14 protein-coding genes and 1 pseudogene are annotated in these 14,806 nt (G+C 72.4%); 10 read left to right on the forward strand and 5 right to left on the reverse strand.

The features are described from left to right. Positions 1 to 12: 12 nt before the first annotated feature. Positions 13 to 1,005 (forward strand): DUF3068 domain-containing protein, encoded by a 993-nt coding sequence (locus H8R17_RS06480; protein ID WP_187822168.1) that lies wholly within the window; start codon positions 13 to 15, stop codon positions 1,003 to 1,005. Here H8R17_RS06480 and hrpB read toward each other — a convergent pair. Both hrpB and H8R17_RS06490 read right to left on the reverse strand, forming a co-directional pair. Next, positions 995 to 3,571 (reverse strand): ATP-dependent helicase HrpB, encoded by a 2,577-nt coding sequence (hrpB, locus tag H8R17_RS06485; RefSeq protein ID WP_187822169.1) that lies wholly within the window; start codon positions 3,569 to 3,571, stop codon positions 995 to 997. The two genes, H8R17_RS06480 and hrpB, sit on opposite strands and share 11 nt — an antisense overlap. A gap of 158 nt (positions 3,572 to 3,729) precedes the next feature. Beyond that, a complete protein-coding gene (locus H8R17_RS06490; protein WP_399476352.1) occupies positions 3,730 to 4,653 on the reverse strand; it encodes a class I SAM-dependent methyltransferase in 924 nt (307 codons plus the stop codon). Positions 4,654 to 4,972: 319 nt separating this feature from the next. On the opposite strand from H8R17_RS06490, the gene rpsA reads away from it, so the two are divergent. The 4 genes from rpsA to H8R17_RS06510 all read left to right on the forward strand — a co-directional run bounded on the left by rpsA (position 4,973) and on the right by H8R17_RS06510 (position 8,934). Beyond that, positions 4,973 to 6,472: a 30S ribosomal protein S1 gene (gene rpsA / locus H8R17_RS06495; protein ID WP_187822170.1), complete on the forward strand. Its 1,500-nt coding sequence runs from the start codon at positions 4,973 to 4,975 to the stop codon at positions 6,470 to 6,472. A 395-nt stretch (positions 6,473 to 6,867) separates the two neighbouring features. Further along, on the forward strand, positions 6,868 to 7,806 hold the full coding sequence (locus H8R17_RS06500) for a PAC2 family protein (protein WP_187822171.1): 939 nt from the start codon (positions 6,868 to 6,870) through the stop codon (positions 7,804 to 7,806). 55 nt (positions 7,807 to 7,861) lie between these two features. After that, complete coding sequence (coaE, locus tag H8R17_RS06505) at positions 7,862 to 8,503, forward strand: dephospho-CoA kinase (RefSeq protein ID WP_187822172.1); 642 nt, start codon at positions 7,862 to 7,864, stop codon at positions 8,501 to 8,503. 50 nt (positions 8,504 to 8,553) lie between these two features. Further along, complete coding sequence (locus H8R17_RS06510; RefSeq protein ID WP_187822173.1) at positions 8,554 to 8,934, forward strand: tetratricopeptide repeat protein; 381 nt, start codon at positions 8,554 to 8,556, stop codon at positions 8,932 to 8,934. 139 nt (positions 8,935 to 9,073) lie between these two features. On the opposite strand, the gene H8R17_RS06515 is transcribed toward H8R17_RS06510, so the two are convergent. Beyond that, positions 9,074 to 9,340: a DUF6343 family protein gene (locus tag H8R17_RS06515; protein WP_187822174.1), complete on the reverse strand. Its 267-nt coding sequence runs from the start codon at positions 9,338 to 9,340 to the stop codon at positions 9,074 to 9,076. A 96-nt stretch (positions 9,341 to 9,436) separates the two neighbouring features. Here H8R17_RS06515 and H8R17_RS06520 point away from each other — a divergent pair, with 96 nt between their 5' ends. Beyond that, complete coding sequence (locus H8R17_RS06520; protein WP_187822175.1) at positions 9,437 to 10,348, forward strand: acyltransferase domain-containing protein; 912 nt, start codon at positions 9,437 to 9,439, stop codon at positions 10,346 to 10,348. Next, positions 10,315 to 10,542, forward strand: a pseudogene (locus H8R17_RS06525) (DoxX family protein); the annotation flags it as partial. The gene H8R17_RS06520 and the pseudogene H8R17_RS06525, both read left to right, overlap by 34 nt. 40 nt (positions 10,543 to 10,582) lie before the next feature. Here the strand turns inward: H8R17_RS06525 and H8R17_RS06530 are convergent. After that, positions 10,583 to 11,146: an RNA-binding S4 domain-containing protein gene (locus tag H8R17_RS06530; protein WP_187822176.1), complete on the reverse strand. Its 564-nt coding sequence runs from the start codon at positions 11,144 to 11,146 to the stop codon at positions 10,583 to 10,585. Between the two features lie 100 nt (positions 11,147 to 11,246). Between H8R17_RS06530 and H8R17_RS06535 the strand changes: the two genes are divergently transcribed. From H8R17_RS06535 to H8R17_RS06545, 3 genes are read left to right on the forward strand one after another with little or no spacing between them, the layout of a single operon-like run. Next, complete coding sequence (locus H8R17_RS06535) at positions 11,247 to 11,966, forward strand: helix-turn-helix domain-containing protein (protein WP_187822177.1); 720 nt, start codon at positions 11,247 to 11,249, stop codon at positions 11,964 to 11,966. After that, entirely contained in the window at positions 11,963 to 13,309 is a 1,347-nt protein-coding gene (locus H8R17_RS06540) for an MFS transporter (protein ID WP_187822178.1), read from the forward strand. The genes H8R17_RS06535 and H8R17_RS06540 overlap by 4 nt, the downstream gene beginning before the upstream one ends. Further along, positions 13,306 to 14,046: a uracil-DNA glycosylase gene (locus H8R17_RS06545; RefSeq protein ID WP_187822179.1), complete on the forward strand. Its 741-nt coding sequence runs from the start codon at positions 13,306 to 13,308 to the stop codon at positions 14,044 to 14,046. The genes H8R17_RS06540 and H8R17_RS06545 overlap by 4 nt, the downstream gene beginning before the upstream one ends. Here H8R17_RS06545 and H8R17_RS06550 read toward each other — a convergent pair. Then, positions 14,043 to 14,702: a GntR family transcriptional regulator gene (locus H8R17_RS06550; RefSeq protein WP_187822180.1), complete on the reverse strand. Its 660-nt coding sequence runs from the start codon at positions 14,700 to 14,702 to the stop codon at positions 14,043 to 14,045. The genes H8R17_RS06545 and H8R17_RS06550 overlap by 4 nt on opposite strands. Between the last annotated feature and the right edge of the window lie 104 nt (positions 14,703 to 14,806).

Consider the following 14,806-nt stretch of genomic DNA (forward strand, 5'->3'; position numbering starts at 1 on the left):
AGGGAGCCCGCGATGCGCCGCAAGGCCGGCCTGGTCCTGCTCGCCCTCGCCGTGTTCTGCGCGGCACTGTCCCCGCTGCTGCGCTGGTACGCCTTCCCGCGCCTGGCCAAGATCCCCGCCGGCCACTACCAGGACATGGTCCTGGTGGCGAAGGACGCGACCCTCCTCGACTACGGCACGATGAAGGCCAGGAAGGTTCCCGAGGTCACCATCGTGCAGACCCTCAAGGGCAACGTGGAGGCCTCCGAGAAGGTCGAGAAGACGGCAGGCAGGGACGTGGTGGTCTGGGACGGCCTCTCCTACGTCGTCGACTCCGACGGCAAGATGGTGTCAAAGATCCCCGAGCGTTACCTCTTCGACGCCCACACCCAGGAACCCGTCCACGCCACCGGCGAGATGGTCGACGGCGACCCGGTCAGGCGCGAGGGCATCGAGTTCAAGTGGCCCTTCCTGACCGAGAAACGGGACTACGAGTACTTCGACGCGCAGGCGCGCGTGACGGCCCCCATCCACTACAAGGGCACCCAGAACTTCCGCGGCGTCGAGGTCTACTACTTCGAGCAGACCATCCCGTGGACCAAGGTGCCCTTCCCCAGGGCCATGCCCGTCGAGGGCATCACCCCCGAGTCGGTCGCGAAGACCGGCACGACCCGCTGGTACAGCACGGTCCGCAAGTTCTGGGTCGAGCCCCTCACCGGCGCCCCCGTCTACGGCGAGGAGATCCACAAGGAGGAGCTGCGCGGCGGCACGCTCCTCGGCGGCCGGGACAAGGTGACGGCGTTCTCCGGCCACGTGAAGATGCGCGAGGACTACATCGAGCACACCGTCGACCTGGTCTCCTCCCAGCGCGTACTGATCCTCCTGATGACGTCGTACCTGCCGTGGGGCTTCCTGACCCTCGGCGCTCTCCTGTTGGCCCTGTCCCTCTACCTGGAGGCCCGTAGCCGCCGCCCCGCCGGCCCGGCGCCGAGCCAGAGCACGCAACCGGAGCCGGTCAGCGCCTGAGACGCGCGTGGGTGTTCCGGGTCGGCTCGGCACCGGCCGGGTCCTCGGGCCACGGATGCTTCGGATAGCGCCCGCGCAGTTCCGCCCGTACGCCCTTGTAACCGTCCTTCCAGAAGGAGGCGAGGTCGGCGGTGACCGCGGCGGGCCGCCCGGCGGGGGAGAGGAGGTGGACGAGCAGCGGCACACCGGCGACGGCGGGCGACTCCTGGAGCCCGAACATCTCCTGCAACTTCACCGCGAGCACGGGCTGCTCGGGATTCGCGTAGTCGATCCGGATTCTGGACCCACTCGGTACGGTGATCCGCTCCGGGGCCAGCTCGTCCAGCCGCGCGGCCTCCCCGGACGCCCAGGGCAGCAGCCGCGCGAGCGCCTGTCCGGCGTCGATCCGCGCCAGGTCGGCCCGCCGCCGGGCCCGGCTCAGCTCCGGTTCCAGCCACTCCTCCACGCGTACCTGGAGCGCGTCGTCGGACACGTCGGGCCAGGGCTCGCCCAGATGGAGCCGGAGAAAGGCGAGCCGCTCCCGCAGCTCCTCCGCATCCGGCGACCACCGCAGCAGCCCGAACCCCTCCCGCCGCAGCCCGTCCAGGAGCGCGGCGCGTACGAGACCGGGACCGGCGCCGGCCAGCGGCCGCACCGCCAGCTCGACGGCCCCCAGCCGCTCGACCCGCCGCGCGACGACGTCCCCGTCGGCCCAGCGCACCTCCTCGCCCTCCTCCAGCAGCGCACCGGCGGCGATCCGGGCGATGTCCTCGTCGATCACGGCCCCAAGCTGCACACGCGCGTGCCCTCGGCCCACGGGCCGGTCGGCCGCGGCGACCACGATCCAGGGCGACCCCCCTAGAGCGGAGCCGTCGGACAGCTCGGCGCGGGTACCGCAGGCCATGAGATACGACCCTCCGTCCAGCTTGGCGACCCGCTCGGGAAAGGCGAGCGAGGCGACGACTCCGGCGACGCGATCCTCTCCGGCCCCGTGGAGCAGGGCCGCTTCCGGACGCCCGGCGCCTGGTCCGGCCTCGGCGTCCACCTCCACCGGAAGGGAGTAACGGGTGGGCGCGTGGGCAAACTCCCCCGATACGGCCCGCAGCCGCCGCACTACCGCCCGCCACCGCGCGGCATAGGCGTCACCCCCACGCCGAGCACCCCGCAAAGCCGCAGCAAGATCATCTCCGTACTCCCGAGGCGGCTCTTCACTCAACAGGGCGACAACTTCGGCCACCCCGCCGGAGGTACCCGTGTCCAGCAACGCCCGCCCCAGCCGCGGATGCACCCCCAGCCGCGCAAGCGCAGCGCCGCGTTGCGTGGCCCGCCCGACGGAGTCCACAGCACCCACCGCCGCCAAGACGGCCCGCGCCGCCGCCATCGCTCCCGCCGGCGGCGGATCCAGCAACGCCAGCCCGGACGCGTCCGGATCCCCCCAGCACGCGGCCTGCAAGGCGAAGGCCGTCAGATCGGCCACCTTGATCTCCGGCGCCGGAAACCGCGGCAGACGCGCGTCCTCGGCCTCCGCCCAGCACCGGTACACCGCCCCCGGCGCCTCACGCCCGGCCCGCCCCGCCCGCTGCCGCCCCGCAGCCTGCGAGGCCCGCACCGTCGTCAGCGCGCTCAACCCGCGGGCGTGGTCCACCCGAGGCTCCCGCGCCAGCCCGGAGTCGACGACCACCCGGACCCCCGGAACCGTCAGCGACGACTCGGCCACGGACGTCGCCAGCACCACCCGCCGCCGCTCACCGGGCACCAGCACCGCGTCCTGTACGGCCGCCGGAGCCCGCCCGTGCACCTGGAGCACCTCTACGTCCCCGAAGTCCCCGAGGCCGCCCAGCTGCCCGGCGACCCGTGCGATCTCGCCGACGCCCGGCAGGAAGCACAGCACGTCCCCGGCCCGTTCGGTCAGCGCCCGCCGCACCACCGCCGCCACGTGCGCCAGCAGCGCCGGATCGACCCGCATCCCGTGCGGCGGCCGTACGGGACGCGCCGGCGGCGCCCACACCACCTCCACCGGATGGGACGCGCCCCGCGCCTGGACCACCGGCGCCCCGCCCAGCAGCCCGGCCCAGCCCTCCGCGTCGGTCGTCGCCGACGCGGCCACCAGCCGCAGTTCCGGTCGCAGCAGCTGCCGGACGTCCCACAGGAACGCCGCCACCGTGTCGGCGTCCAGATGCCGCTCGTGGCACTCGTCGAGCACCACCACGTCGATCCCGGCCAGCTCCTGGTCCCGTTGCAGGCGCTGCAGCAGCACACCGGTCGTGACGACCTCCACGCGCGCGTGCCGCCCGACGACCCGCTCGCCGCGCACGGTGTAGCCGACGCTGTCGCCGACCTTCTCGCCCAGCAGCCACGCCATCCGCCGCGCCGCCGCCCGCGCCGCGATCCGCCGCGGCTCGGCGACCACCACGCGCCGCGCCGGTCCGTCCCCCAGCAGCCCCGCCAGCGCCAGCGGCACCAGCGTCGTCTTGCCGGTCCCGGGCGGCGCGACGAGCACCGCGGCACCGCGCGCGTCCAGGGCGTCGGACAGAGCGGACAGCGCACCGCACACGGGCAGGGCGTCCAGAGCGTCGTAACGGATCACGCCCCCAGTGTCGTACGCCCTCCGAAACACCCGTCACACACGCGTGCCGAAACACCCCGCACGCGCGCGTGGCCGGAAGGCCCCTTGCACGCGGGTGGCCGAAAGGCCCGCACGCGCGTGTGCCCGCCCCGGTCAGTCCCTCTCGTCAGTCCCGCTCGTCAGTCCCGCTCGCACACGAAGATGGCCGTCCCCGGGATCAGGTTCCCGCGCAGCGGGGACCACCCGCCCCACTCGGACGTGTTCCAGGCCGGCCACTCCGGCTCGACCAGGTCCACCAGCCGGAACCCGGAGGCGGCGATGTCCCGGACGCGGTCGCCGAGCGTGCGGTGGTGCTCGACGTACACCGCGCTGCCCTGGTCGTCCTGCTCGACGTACGGCGTGCGGTCGAAGTACGAGCCGGATACGGTCAGCCCGTCGGGACCGGGCTCGTCCGGGAAGGCCCAGCGGATCGGATGGGTCACCGAGAACACGAAACGGCCGCCCGGGCGCAGCACCCGGCGCACCTCCCGCAGCACCAGCCGCGGATCGGCCACGAACGGCAGCGCGCCGTAGGCCGAGCACGCCAGGTCGAAGGAGCCGTCCGCGAACGGCAGCGCGCCCGCGTCGGCGCAGACCAGCGGGAACGCACTCCCGATACGCAGCGCGTGCTGGAGCTGGCGACGGGACAGGTCCAGGGCCACCGGGCGGGCGCCCTGGGCGGCCAGCCAGCGCGCGCACTGCGCCGCGCCGGCGCCGATCTCCAGGACGTCTCTGCCCTTGAGGTCCTCCGGCGGGCCGAGCAGCTCCGCCTCCACCTCGTCCAGGCCCTCCGGCCCCCACACGAAGCGGTCGTCGCCCAGGAACGTGCCGTGCTCGGTCTGGTACTCGTCCGCGTTGCGGTCCCACCAGCCCCGGTTGGCCAGGGCGCTCTCCGCGACACCGGCGTCACGCCGGGTGGCCTCCGGCTCGAACGTCTGCTCGGCGGTTGCGGACACGGACTCGGCGGATACGGGCTCTTGGATGATTGGCTCCCTCGTCGTACTCTTCGGTCCAGCCGGCCCGGTGGTGTCACCTGTGGGGCGGGCTGTGACCTGCGTGGCCACGGGGCTGCAACGGGTATGCGGCTGCCGTCGCGTGGCGACTTGTGCCGGGATTGCGGCGATCCGCCCCGGGTGTGCGGCTTCGCGCATTGACCCTGTCCGGCTGCCCCCGTATGCTACAAGTTGCGCTGCGGGCCTGCGCACCTCAGACGTAGCAGGCTGCGCTCGCATCTGTATGTATGTCCCCTCGGTTGTCGAGGCGCCACCGGACACCCGGTGTCTGGAGTGGCGCTTCCTTGGCTGTCCGGCTTCTGCAGAGCGAAACGGGCTCCGGCGTAGCAGTACCTACGACTTCAATGTCCGTACCGGAGCCCTTTCCCACATGACGAGCAGCACCGAGACCACCGCAACCACCCCGCAGGTAGCGGTCAACGACATCGGTAACGAGGACGCGTTCCTCGCAGCGATCGACGAGACGATCAAGTACTTCAACGACGGCGACATCGTCGACGGCGTCATCGTGAAGGTCGACCGGGACGAGGTCCTGCTCGACATCGGTTACAAGACCGAAGGTGTCATCCCGAGCCGAGAGCTCTCGATCAAGCACGACGTCGACCCGAACGAGGTCGTCGCCGTCGGCGACGAGATCGAGGCCCTGGTCCTCCAGAAGGAGGACAAGGAAGGCCGCCTGATCCTCTCGAAGAAGCGCGCCCAGTACGAGCGTGCCTGGGGCACCATCGAGAAGATCAAGGAAGAGGACGGCATCGTCACCGGTACCGTCATCGAGGTCGTCAAGGGTGGTCTCATCCTCGACATCGGCCTCCGTGGCTTCCTCCCGGCCTCCCTGGTCGAGATGCGCCGCGTTCGCGACCTCCAGCCCTACGTGGGCAAGGAGCTCGAGGCCAAGATCATCGAGCTGGACAAGAACCGCAACAACGTGGTCCTGTCCCGCCGTGCCTGGCTGGAGCAGACCCAGTCCGAGGTCCGCCAGACGTTCCTCACGACCCTGCAGAAGGGCCAGGTCCGCTCCGGGGTCGTCTCCTCGATCGTCAACTTCGGTGCCTTCGTGGACCTGGGTGGCGTCGACGGTCTGGTCCACGTCTCCGAGCTGTCCTGGAAGCATATCGACCACCCCTCCGAGGTCGTCGAGGTCGGCCAGGAGGTCACCGTCGAGGTCCTCGACGTCGACATGGACCGCGAGCGCGTCTCCCTGTCGCTGAAGGCGACCCAGGAAGACCCGTGGCAGCAGTTCGCCCGCACCCACCAGATCGGCCAGGTCGTGCCCGGCAAGGTCACGAAGCTGGTTCCGTTCGGTGCGTTCGTCCGCGTGGACGAGGGCATCGAGGGTCTGGTCCACATCTCCGAGCTGGCCGAGCGCCACGTGGAGATCCCGGAGCAGGTCGTCCAGGTCAACGACGAGATCTTCGTCAAGGTCATCGACATCGACCTCGAGCGCCGTCGCATCAGCCTCTCGCTGAAGCAGGCCAACGAGGCCTTCGGTGCCGACCCGGCGGCGGTCGAGTTCGACCCGACCCTGTACGGCATGGCCGCGTCGTACGACGACCAGGGCAACTACATCTACCCCGAGGGCTTCGACCCGGAGACCAACGACTGGCTCGAGGGCTACGAGAAGCAGCGCGAGGAGTGGGAGCGCCAGTACGCCGAGGCGCAGTCCCGCTTCGAGCAGCACCAGCAGCAGGTCATCAAGTCCCGCGAGGCGGACGCCGCCGCTGCGGCCGAGGGTGGCGACGCGGCGGGTGCGGCTCCGGCCGCGTCCGGTGGCGGTTCGTACTCCTCCGAGGGTCCGGACAACTCCGGCGCGCTGGCCTCGGACGAGGCGCTGGCCGCGCTGCGCGAGAAGCTGGCGGGTGGGCAGAGCTGACGCCCACTGGGCAATAGCTCCTGGCTGAGGGGCCGTACCTTTCGGGGTACGGCCCCTCAGAGTTTTTTCGGGGGCCTGTTGTCGTTCGCACGCGCCGTGAACTCGGCGCCCCCGTCGAGATGTTCAGGAACGTCAAGGCCTACATCTACAACGGGTCGGCCGGAAGCCGATGGCCACGGCCACGTCTCGGAGTTGCTCGCCAGGGCCACCGACAAGAGCGCCTGGACCAGGAGTTGTCGGCCTGACGCGGGCCCGGAGCACGCGCGCGTGCCGTCGTGACACTGCGCAGTCGCGTGGCCGACGAGGGTAAAGAGAACCTGATCAGGGGCACAGGACGGGAATGCCGGCGCGCTGTGCGTCGTTGTGCAGTACGAACACGAGGAGGAGCGGTCACTGTGCTTGATCCGCAGGGTTTGTACGCATGGGAGCCGAAGGGCCTGGCGGTCGTCGACATGGCGCTCGCCCAGGAGTCGGCCGGCCTTGTCATGCTCTACCACTTCGACGGTTACATCGACGCGGGCGAGACCGGCGACCAGATCGTCGACCGGCTGCTCGACTCGCTGCCCCACCAGGTCGTCGCGCGCTTCGACCACGACCGGCTCGTGGACTACCGTGCTCGCCGCCCGCTGCTGACCTTCCAGCGCGACCGCTGGACCGAGTACGAGGAGCCCACCATCGAGGTGCGGCTCGTCCAGGACGCCACCGGTGCGCCCTTCCTGCTGCTGTCCGGCCCGGAGCCGGACGTGGAGTGGGAGCGTTTCGCGGCGGCCGTGCAGCAGATCGTGGAGCGGCTCGGCGTCCGCCTGTCCGTGAACTTCCACGGCATCCCCATGGGCGTCCCGCACACCCGCCCCGTCGGCCTCACCCCGCACGGCAACCGCGCCGACCTGGTGCCCGGCCACCGCAGCCCCTTCGAAGAGGCACAGGTGCCCGGCAGCGCCGAGTCCCTCGTCGAGTACCGCCTGATGCAGGCCGGACACGACGTCCTGGGCGTCGCCGCGCACGTGCCGCACTACATCGCGCGCTCGCCGTACCCGGACGCGGCGCTGACCGTCCTGGAGGCCATCACGGCGGCCACCGGCCTGGTGCTGCCCGGCATCGCGCACTCCCTGCGCACGGACGCCCACCGCACGCAGACGGAGATCGACCGCCAGATCCGGGAGGGCGACGAGGAGCTCACGGCCCTCGTGCAGGGCCTGGAGCACCAGCACGACGCCGCCGCGGGCGCCGAGACCCGCGGCAACATGCTCGCCGAGCCGGTGGAGATCCCCTCGGCGGACGAGATCGGCCAGGAGTTCGAACGCTTCCTGGCGGAGCGCGAGGGCGACAACTGACTTCCCGAGCAGCGGGGAGGGCGCCCTGCCCGCGGCAGGCCCTAAGCTTCGGCTCATGCTGACAGTGGGCCTGACCGGCGGCATCGGTGCCGGCAAGAGCGAGGTGGCGCGGCTGCTCGTGGAGTGCGGGGCCGTGCTGATCGACGCGGACCGCATCGCGCGCGAGGCGGTCGCGCCGGGCACGCCCGGCCTCGCGGCGGTCGTCGAGGCGTTCGGCCCGGAGGTGCTCGCCGAGGACGGCAGCCTGGACCGGCCCAAGCTGGGCTCGATCGTCTTCGCCGACCAGGAGAAGCTGGCCCTCCTGAACTCGATCGTGCACCCGCTGGTGGGCGCCCGTTCCCGCGAGCTCGAAGAGGCCGCCGCCGAGGACGCCGTCGTCGTCCACGACGTTCCGCTCCTCACCGAAAACGGCCTGGCACCGATGTACGACGTCGTGGTCGTCGTCGACGTCGGCCCCGAGACCCAGCTCGACCGGCTGGTCCGGCTGCGCGGCATGATCGAGGAGGACGCACGCGCGCGTATGGCCGCCCAGGCGACACGCGAACAGCGCGTGGCGATCGCGGACATCGTCATTGACAACGACGTGCCGCTGGACGAGCTGGAAAGCCGCGTGAAGGACATGTGGGCCGGGCTGGTCCGCCGGGCGCGTGCGGCGCGGGAATCGGCTCAGGGGCGCCGGGAGACCCGTCAGGAATAGCGGATCCTCAGCGGGGCGTTGAACCCCTCCAGCGAGGGAAGGACTGTGCCGTGCCCGACACCAGCGGATCCACCGGACGCACTCCGGAGACGCATGTCATCGACTTCCGTGCCGCCGAGCAGCTGCTCGCCGCGCGGGATCCGCGGGGCGCGGTGAAGCTGCTCGACCCGGTCGTCGCCGCGCACCCGGAGAACACCGCCGCCCGCCTGCTGCGCGCGCGTGCCTTCTTCGCGGCCGCGCAACTGCGGCCCGCGGAGCTGGAGTTCTCCATCGTCCTGGAGCGCGAGCCGGACAACGCGTTCGCGCACTTCGCACTGGCCCGCACCTACGAGCGCCAGGGCCGTCCCGACCAGGCCAAGCGCCACTTCCGCCTGGCCGCCGCCCTGGACCCCAAGCCGCAGTACCTGGAGGCGGCGCGCTTCGACTCGTGAGCGCCCGCCCAGGGCCCGTGAGCGCCCGTCCGGGGACCCGCGGTCTGCGGAATCCGGTCCGTGACGGGCAGGGCTCGCGGCCGGTGGAATTCGGGCCGCGGCGGCCGGCTCGCGGCCTGTCTACGGCCATCGTGCGCGGCTACGGCCCGCGGCGGTCCGGTGGCCGGTACGGCGGGATGTCGGGCCCCGGCTGGTAGTGCGGGCCCTGGCGGATGTGCCTGAGGACCACGACCAGGTCGATCGTGACGATCAGCCACAGCACTCCGCAGGCGAGGGCCCAGCCAGGCCGTCCGGCGAGCGCGAACGCGGCCGTCCCGAAGACCGTCCAGACCAGCCCCCACACGCTCAGCCAGAACCGCATCCGCAGAGCACTGCGCGCGGTCTTCGGCTCACTGCCCGTACGCATCGGGATCACCACTCCTGCTTGCAACGTACTCTTCGGTTCCGACGTTCTCCAAGCGGTCCGAACGTTCTCCGAGCGGCCCGAAGAGGGGGGTTCTGCGTGGTTCCGGACGCCGACCGGCTGGCCGAGACACTCGTCGATCTGGGAGTTCCGCACGAGGACATCAATGCTCTCGTACGGATGGGGCGACGGGTGAGGGACGACCCTGAACTGCTGCGGTTCCTGGAGCACTCCGTCGAGGAACTCGTGCGGGACATGGGGGAGATCCGCGGCTCGATCGACCTGCCCGAGCTCGACTGGGCGTCCGGCGCCCTGCAACGCTTCTTCCCCCTGTACGTCCTGGTCGCGGCGCTGCCCGCCGTGCGGGCCCACCACCGGGAGCGGGGCATTCTGCCGGAGGTCACCCGGCGCACCCTGGCCGACGCCGGCCGCAACGTCGCCGCGCACCGTCGGCGGTACGGCACGGGCGGGATGCTGCACCCGCGGTGGCTGACGCTGCACTTCCACGGCGAGCTGTACCAGCTGGGGCGACTGCAGTTCCAGCGCGGCCGGATCGGCCGGTGGACGAGCGACTCCATCGCGGCGGAGGGCCTTCCCCTCGGACCCGGTGACCTCGGTCTGGGCGTGCACATCCCCGCCTTTCTCGGACCGCTGACCCCTGAGGCCTGCGAGCGTTCCCTCGCGCTGGCGCGGGAGTTCTTCGCCCGCCACTATCCCGAGGAGCCCTACCAAGTGGCGACCTGCGGCTCCTGGCTGCTCGATCCCCAGCTGAAGCGGTACCTCCCGGAGGATTCCAACATCGTCCGCTTCCAGGAACGCTTCCGGATCAGCCAGGTGCCGGCGGAGCCCGAGGACGGGACGCCGCTCCGCTTCGTCTTCGGCGCCGATGACGGGCCGCTGGACCGGCTGCCCCGCCGCACCCGCCTGGAGCGGGCCCTCGTGGACCACCTGCGGGGCGGAGGGCACTGGTACGCCGGGCGCTCGAACTGGCCGGGGCTGTCGCCCTGTTGATCCCGGTGTTGCAGTCGGTGGCGGCGATGGCGCTGAGCGCGCTGATGGTGGGCGCGTTCGTCGTCCAGATCACCGCCTTCGACGGGGGGTACGCGGCGACGCCGCTCATCCTGATCGTCCCGCTCGCCCTCATAGCCTGGGCGAGACGCGCCCACAACGCCGACCTGCTGCGCCTCCTGCGGCGACGGTCCTGACGACGGGACGCGCCGTACAGCACCGGTCCGCGATCAGGATTCACGACCTCGGTGTACGGCCCCGGCTTTCGGAACCCCCGCCGGGGCCGCTCGGTCCGCCGAACCCGCCCGGCGCACCGGACCCGCCCGGGCCGCCCAACCCGCCCAGAGCGCGCAGGCGTTCCAGTTCACGGCGGTCCCGCTTGGTCGGCCGGCCGGCGCCGCGGTCGCGGATGCCGGCGGGAGCGACCGCCTCGCGGGGCGGGGGCGGCGGGGAGTTGTCGATGTAGCACTGGGCGGCCACGGGGGCGCCGACCCGCTTGCGGATCAGGCGCTTGACGACGACGATCCGCTCCCGGCCCTCGTGCCGTAGCCGCACCTCGTCTCCGACCCGGACCGAGTGGGCGGGCTTGACCCGTTCGCCGTTCAACCGGACATGGCCGCCCTTGCAGGCGGTGGCGGCGAGGGAACGGGTCTTGAGCAGACGTACGGACCAGATCCAGCTGTCGATGCGGACGGACTCGCCGTTCTGCGGCCCGGCCGCCTCGGCGGCGGCGATCGCGGCCGCGACCTTCGGGTCCGGGGGAGTGCCGTCCTTCTTGTCGTCCGCACCTGCTTCAGCCATGCCCCCGACCTTAGTCCGCCGAGAGTCCTCGGCGTCTTCTGCCAAAGAGATTTTCCAAAAATACTTTTGGAGAATGGTCGGGGCGGCCTACTCTCCCGTCATGGTCAGCGAAGAGCACAGGCGCGTACTCGATCCGGAGCAGGACACGGCGGCTCTGAAGGCCCTCACACACCCCCTGCGCATCCAGCTTCTCGGATTGCTGCGACTGGACGGCCCGGCCACCGCGAGTGAGCTGGCCGCCCGGACCGGGGAATCCTCGGCGTCGACCAGTTATCACCTGCGCGTGCTGGCGAAGTACGCGTTCATCGCCGAGGCCGAACACCGGGACAGCCGGGAGCGCCGCTGGCGCGCGCTGCACGCCGTCACCGCCTGGAGCAACGCGGCGATGGAGTCCTCCGCGGCGGGTCGCGCCTTCGTCGGCCTGGCACGGAGGCGCCAGATCGAGCACCTGGAGGAGTCCGTCGCCAGGTACGAGGCGGACGTGGCCGACGGGCGGCTGGGCCAGGAGTGGCTGGAGTCGTCCGGGATCGGCGACTCGATGACCCGGCTGACGCCCCACTCTCTGGCCGAGCTGCGGGAGTCGTACGACCGCAAGCTGGAGGAACTGGCCGCCCGGGACGCCGACGATCCCCGCGCCGCGCAGATCATGCTCATCACCGCCCGCCTGCCGGTCGCCCCGCGCGTCCCCGACCCGGACCCGGGAACGGGAAAGCCGTCCGCCGATGAGCCGGACACCCCGGCCGACCCGGAGCCGGGCCCACCGGCCGCCGCAGGCCCGGAGACCCCCGACACTCCCACCGCCCCGGAGAACCTCTCGTGACCGGCTTACCGGACGACCTCCGGACCGCCCGGCGCCGCTACGTCACGGTCTGCGTGCTGTTCTGGCTGCCCGCGGGCCTGACCATCGCCCCGCTGATCCTGCTGTTCTCGGAACGCGGGATGACTCTCGCGGCCATCGCCGGGTTCTTCGCCGCGCATTCCCTGACCGTCGCCGCACTGGAGCTGCCCACCGGCGGACTGTCCGACGTCACCGGCCGCCGTACCGTCCTGGCCGCCGCGGGCCTGCTGAACCTGACCGCGCTCGCCCTCCTGGGACTGGGCAGCACCGCCTGGGTGCTCACCCTCGGCATGGTCTTCCTGGGCACGGGCCGTGCCCTGGCCAGCGGCTCCGCCGAGGCCTGGTACGTCGACACCGTCCAGGCGTGCCACGGCCCCGGCGCCGACCTGCGCACGGGACTGGCCCGCGGCGGCACGGCGACCTCCGCCGCGCTCGCGGCCGGCACCCTGTTCGGCGGCACCCTGCCCTGGCTGCTCGGCCTGGGCCCCGACCTCGGCGCCCGCCTGAGGGAGGTGACGTCGGGGGCGGTGCCGCCGCTCGCGGTTCCCGTCCTGCTCGGGGCCGCGATCGAGATCTCGTTCGTGGCGTACGTCCTGACCGCGCTGAGCGAGCCGCCCCGCCCGGCGGCCACCCTGCGTTCGGTGCTGCGTGGGATCCCGGCGACCATCGCGGATGGACTGCTCCTGGGCGGACGCGACGCCCTGGTGCGGCGGGTGCTGCTCAGCGCCGGAGCCGCGGGCAGCGTCTACGCCGCGATCGAACTGCTCACGCCGGGCCGCGCCGTGGCCGTGACCGGCGCGTCCGAGTCGGGGGCGGTGCTCTACGCCGGGCTGGCCTGCGCCGGTTACGTCTGCTCCGGCGTCGGCAGCCACCTCGCCCCGCTCACCGCTTGGCTCGCGGGCAGCGGCGAGCGGGCGGTGCTGGTCGGGCTGGGCGCCGGCGCGAGCGGCATGCTGCTGCTCGGCGCCACCGCGCGCACCACGGACCCGGTGTTCATGGCCCTCGCGGTCCTCGGCTTCGGCCTGGTCTACCTCGGCCTCGGCGCGGCGAGCCCGAACAAGAACGACCTGCTGCACCGCCGGGTCACCGCGGCGGGCCGCGCCACCGCGCTGTCCGTGCAGTCCCTCGCCCTGCAGCTGGTCGCTGCCCTGTCCGGCCTGGTCTTCGGCGCCTTCCCGCCCGGCCCGCTGCCCTGGCTGCTGGCGGGAGCCGCCCTGCTGTGCGCGGCCCTGCTGTGGCTCCGCCGTACCGAGCCGCCCGCGACCGCGCCCACCGCCCCACACCCCGACTCCGGCAGGGCGCCGGAGCCTACGGTGGACACATGACCACCAGCGGCCTGCCCGGCCTTGACCACCGGATCGCGGACTGCCGTGCCTGCCCGCGGCTGGTCGCCTGGCGCGAGGAGGTGGCCCGCACCAAACGCGCCGCCTTCGCCGACTGGTCGTACTGGGGCCGGCCGGTGCCGGGCTTCGGGCCGCCGGACGCGCGCCTGCTGGTCATCGGCCTCGCCCCCGCCGCGCACGGCGGCAACCGCACCGGCCGCATGTTCACCGGCGACCGCTCCGGGGACGTGCTGTACCAGGCCCTGTACGACGAGGGCCTAGCCTCGCAGCCCACCTCCGTCAGTGCGGACGACGGCCTGGAGCTGTACGGCGTGCGCATCACCTCGCCCGTGCACTGCGCCCCGCCCGCCAACAAGCCCACTCCGGGGGAGCGGGACACCTGCCGCTCCTGGCTCGTGCAGGAGCTGCGGCTGCTGCGGCCGACGATGCGGGCCGCCGTCGTCCTCGGCGCCTTCGGCTGGCAGGCCGCGCTGCCCGCGTTCGCCGAGGCGGGCTGGACCGTGCCCCGGCCCCGCCCCGCCTTCGGCCACGGCGCCCACGTGACCCTCAACGCGCCCGACGCCTCGGACGGCCCCGCCGGCCTGGACCTCTTCGGCTGCTTCCACGTCAGCCAGCGCAACACCTTCACCGGCCGCCTCACCCCCGCGATGCTGCGGGAGACGCTGCGTACGGCGGCCGAGGCGGCCGGGGCGGGAGGCGAAAGCACCCCGCGCACCTAGGGCAGCTCGGCCTCCTCGCCGAACAACTGCCGTACCGTCGACCGGTAGTTGGTCCGCACGTGGGCACGCGCGTGCGTGCGGGCCCGGTCCGGGTCGCCGGAGGCGATCGCCTCGTACAACTCGCGGTGTTCCACGAGGAGCTGGGGCCACTCCTCGTTGCGCCGGGTCATCCAGCGCAGCCTGCCCGCGACCGGTTCCAGCGCGTTGGTCAGCAGGCCGTTGCCCGCCATGGCCACGATGCGGTCGTGCAGCCGGCTGTTGACGTCCGTGATCATCTCGGCGTCCCCCGCCTCGGTGGCGTCGGCCGCGTCGTCGAGGAGCCGCTCGACCTCGGCCAGATCCTGCGGCGTCGCCTTGACCGCCGCGAGTCCGGCCGCGTAGACCTCCAGCGCCTCCCGCAGCTCGAAAAGCTCCTCGACATCGGTCGGGGTGAGCCGCCGCACGACCGCGCGGCGCGGTGTCTCGAAGTGGACGAAGCCCTCGGCGACCAGCGCCCGGATCGCCTCCCGGACCGGCACGCGCGAGACCCCGTAGCGCTCCGCCAGCTCGCGTTCGACCAGGCGTTCGCCGGGGCGCAGTCGGCCCGCGATGATCTCCTGCCGCACCTCGCCCAGAACGCGTTCGCGCACCGCCCCGAGCGGTTCGATCGTCGTCATGGGGCCCATCCTCGCCGACTCGGGGTGCGATTTACCGAGCGTTAACAACAACGACATCGGTCGGAACGGTTGACGGCGGGACCATGTGCGCAGTTTGGTATACC

This window comes from Streptomyces sp. TRM68367 (assembly GCF_014495685.1).
Classification (GTDB): domain Bacteria; phylum Actinomycetota; class Actinomycetes; order Streptomycetales; family Streptomycetaceae; genus Streptomyces.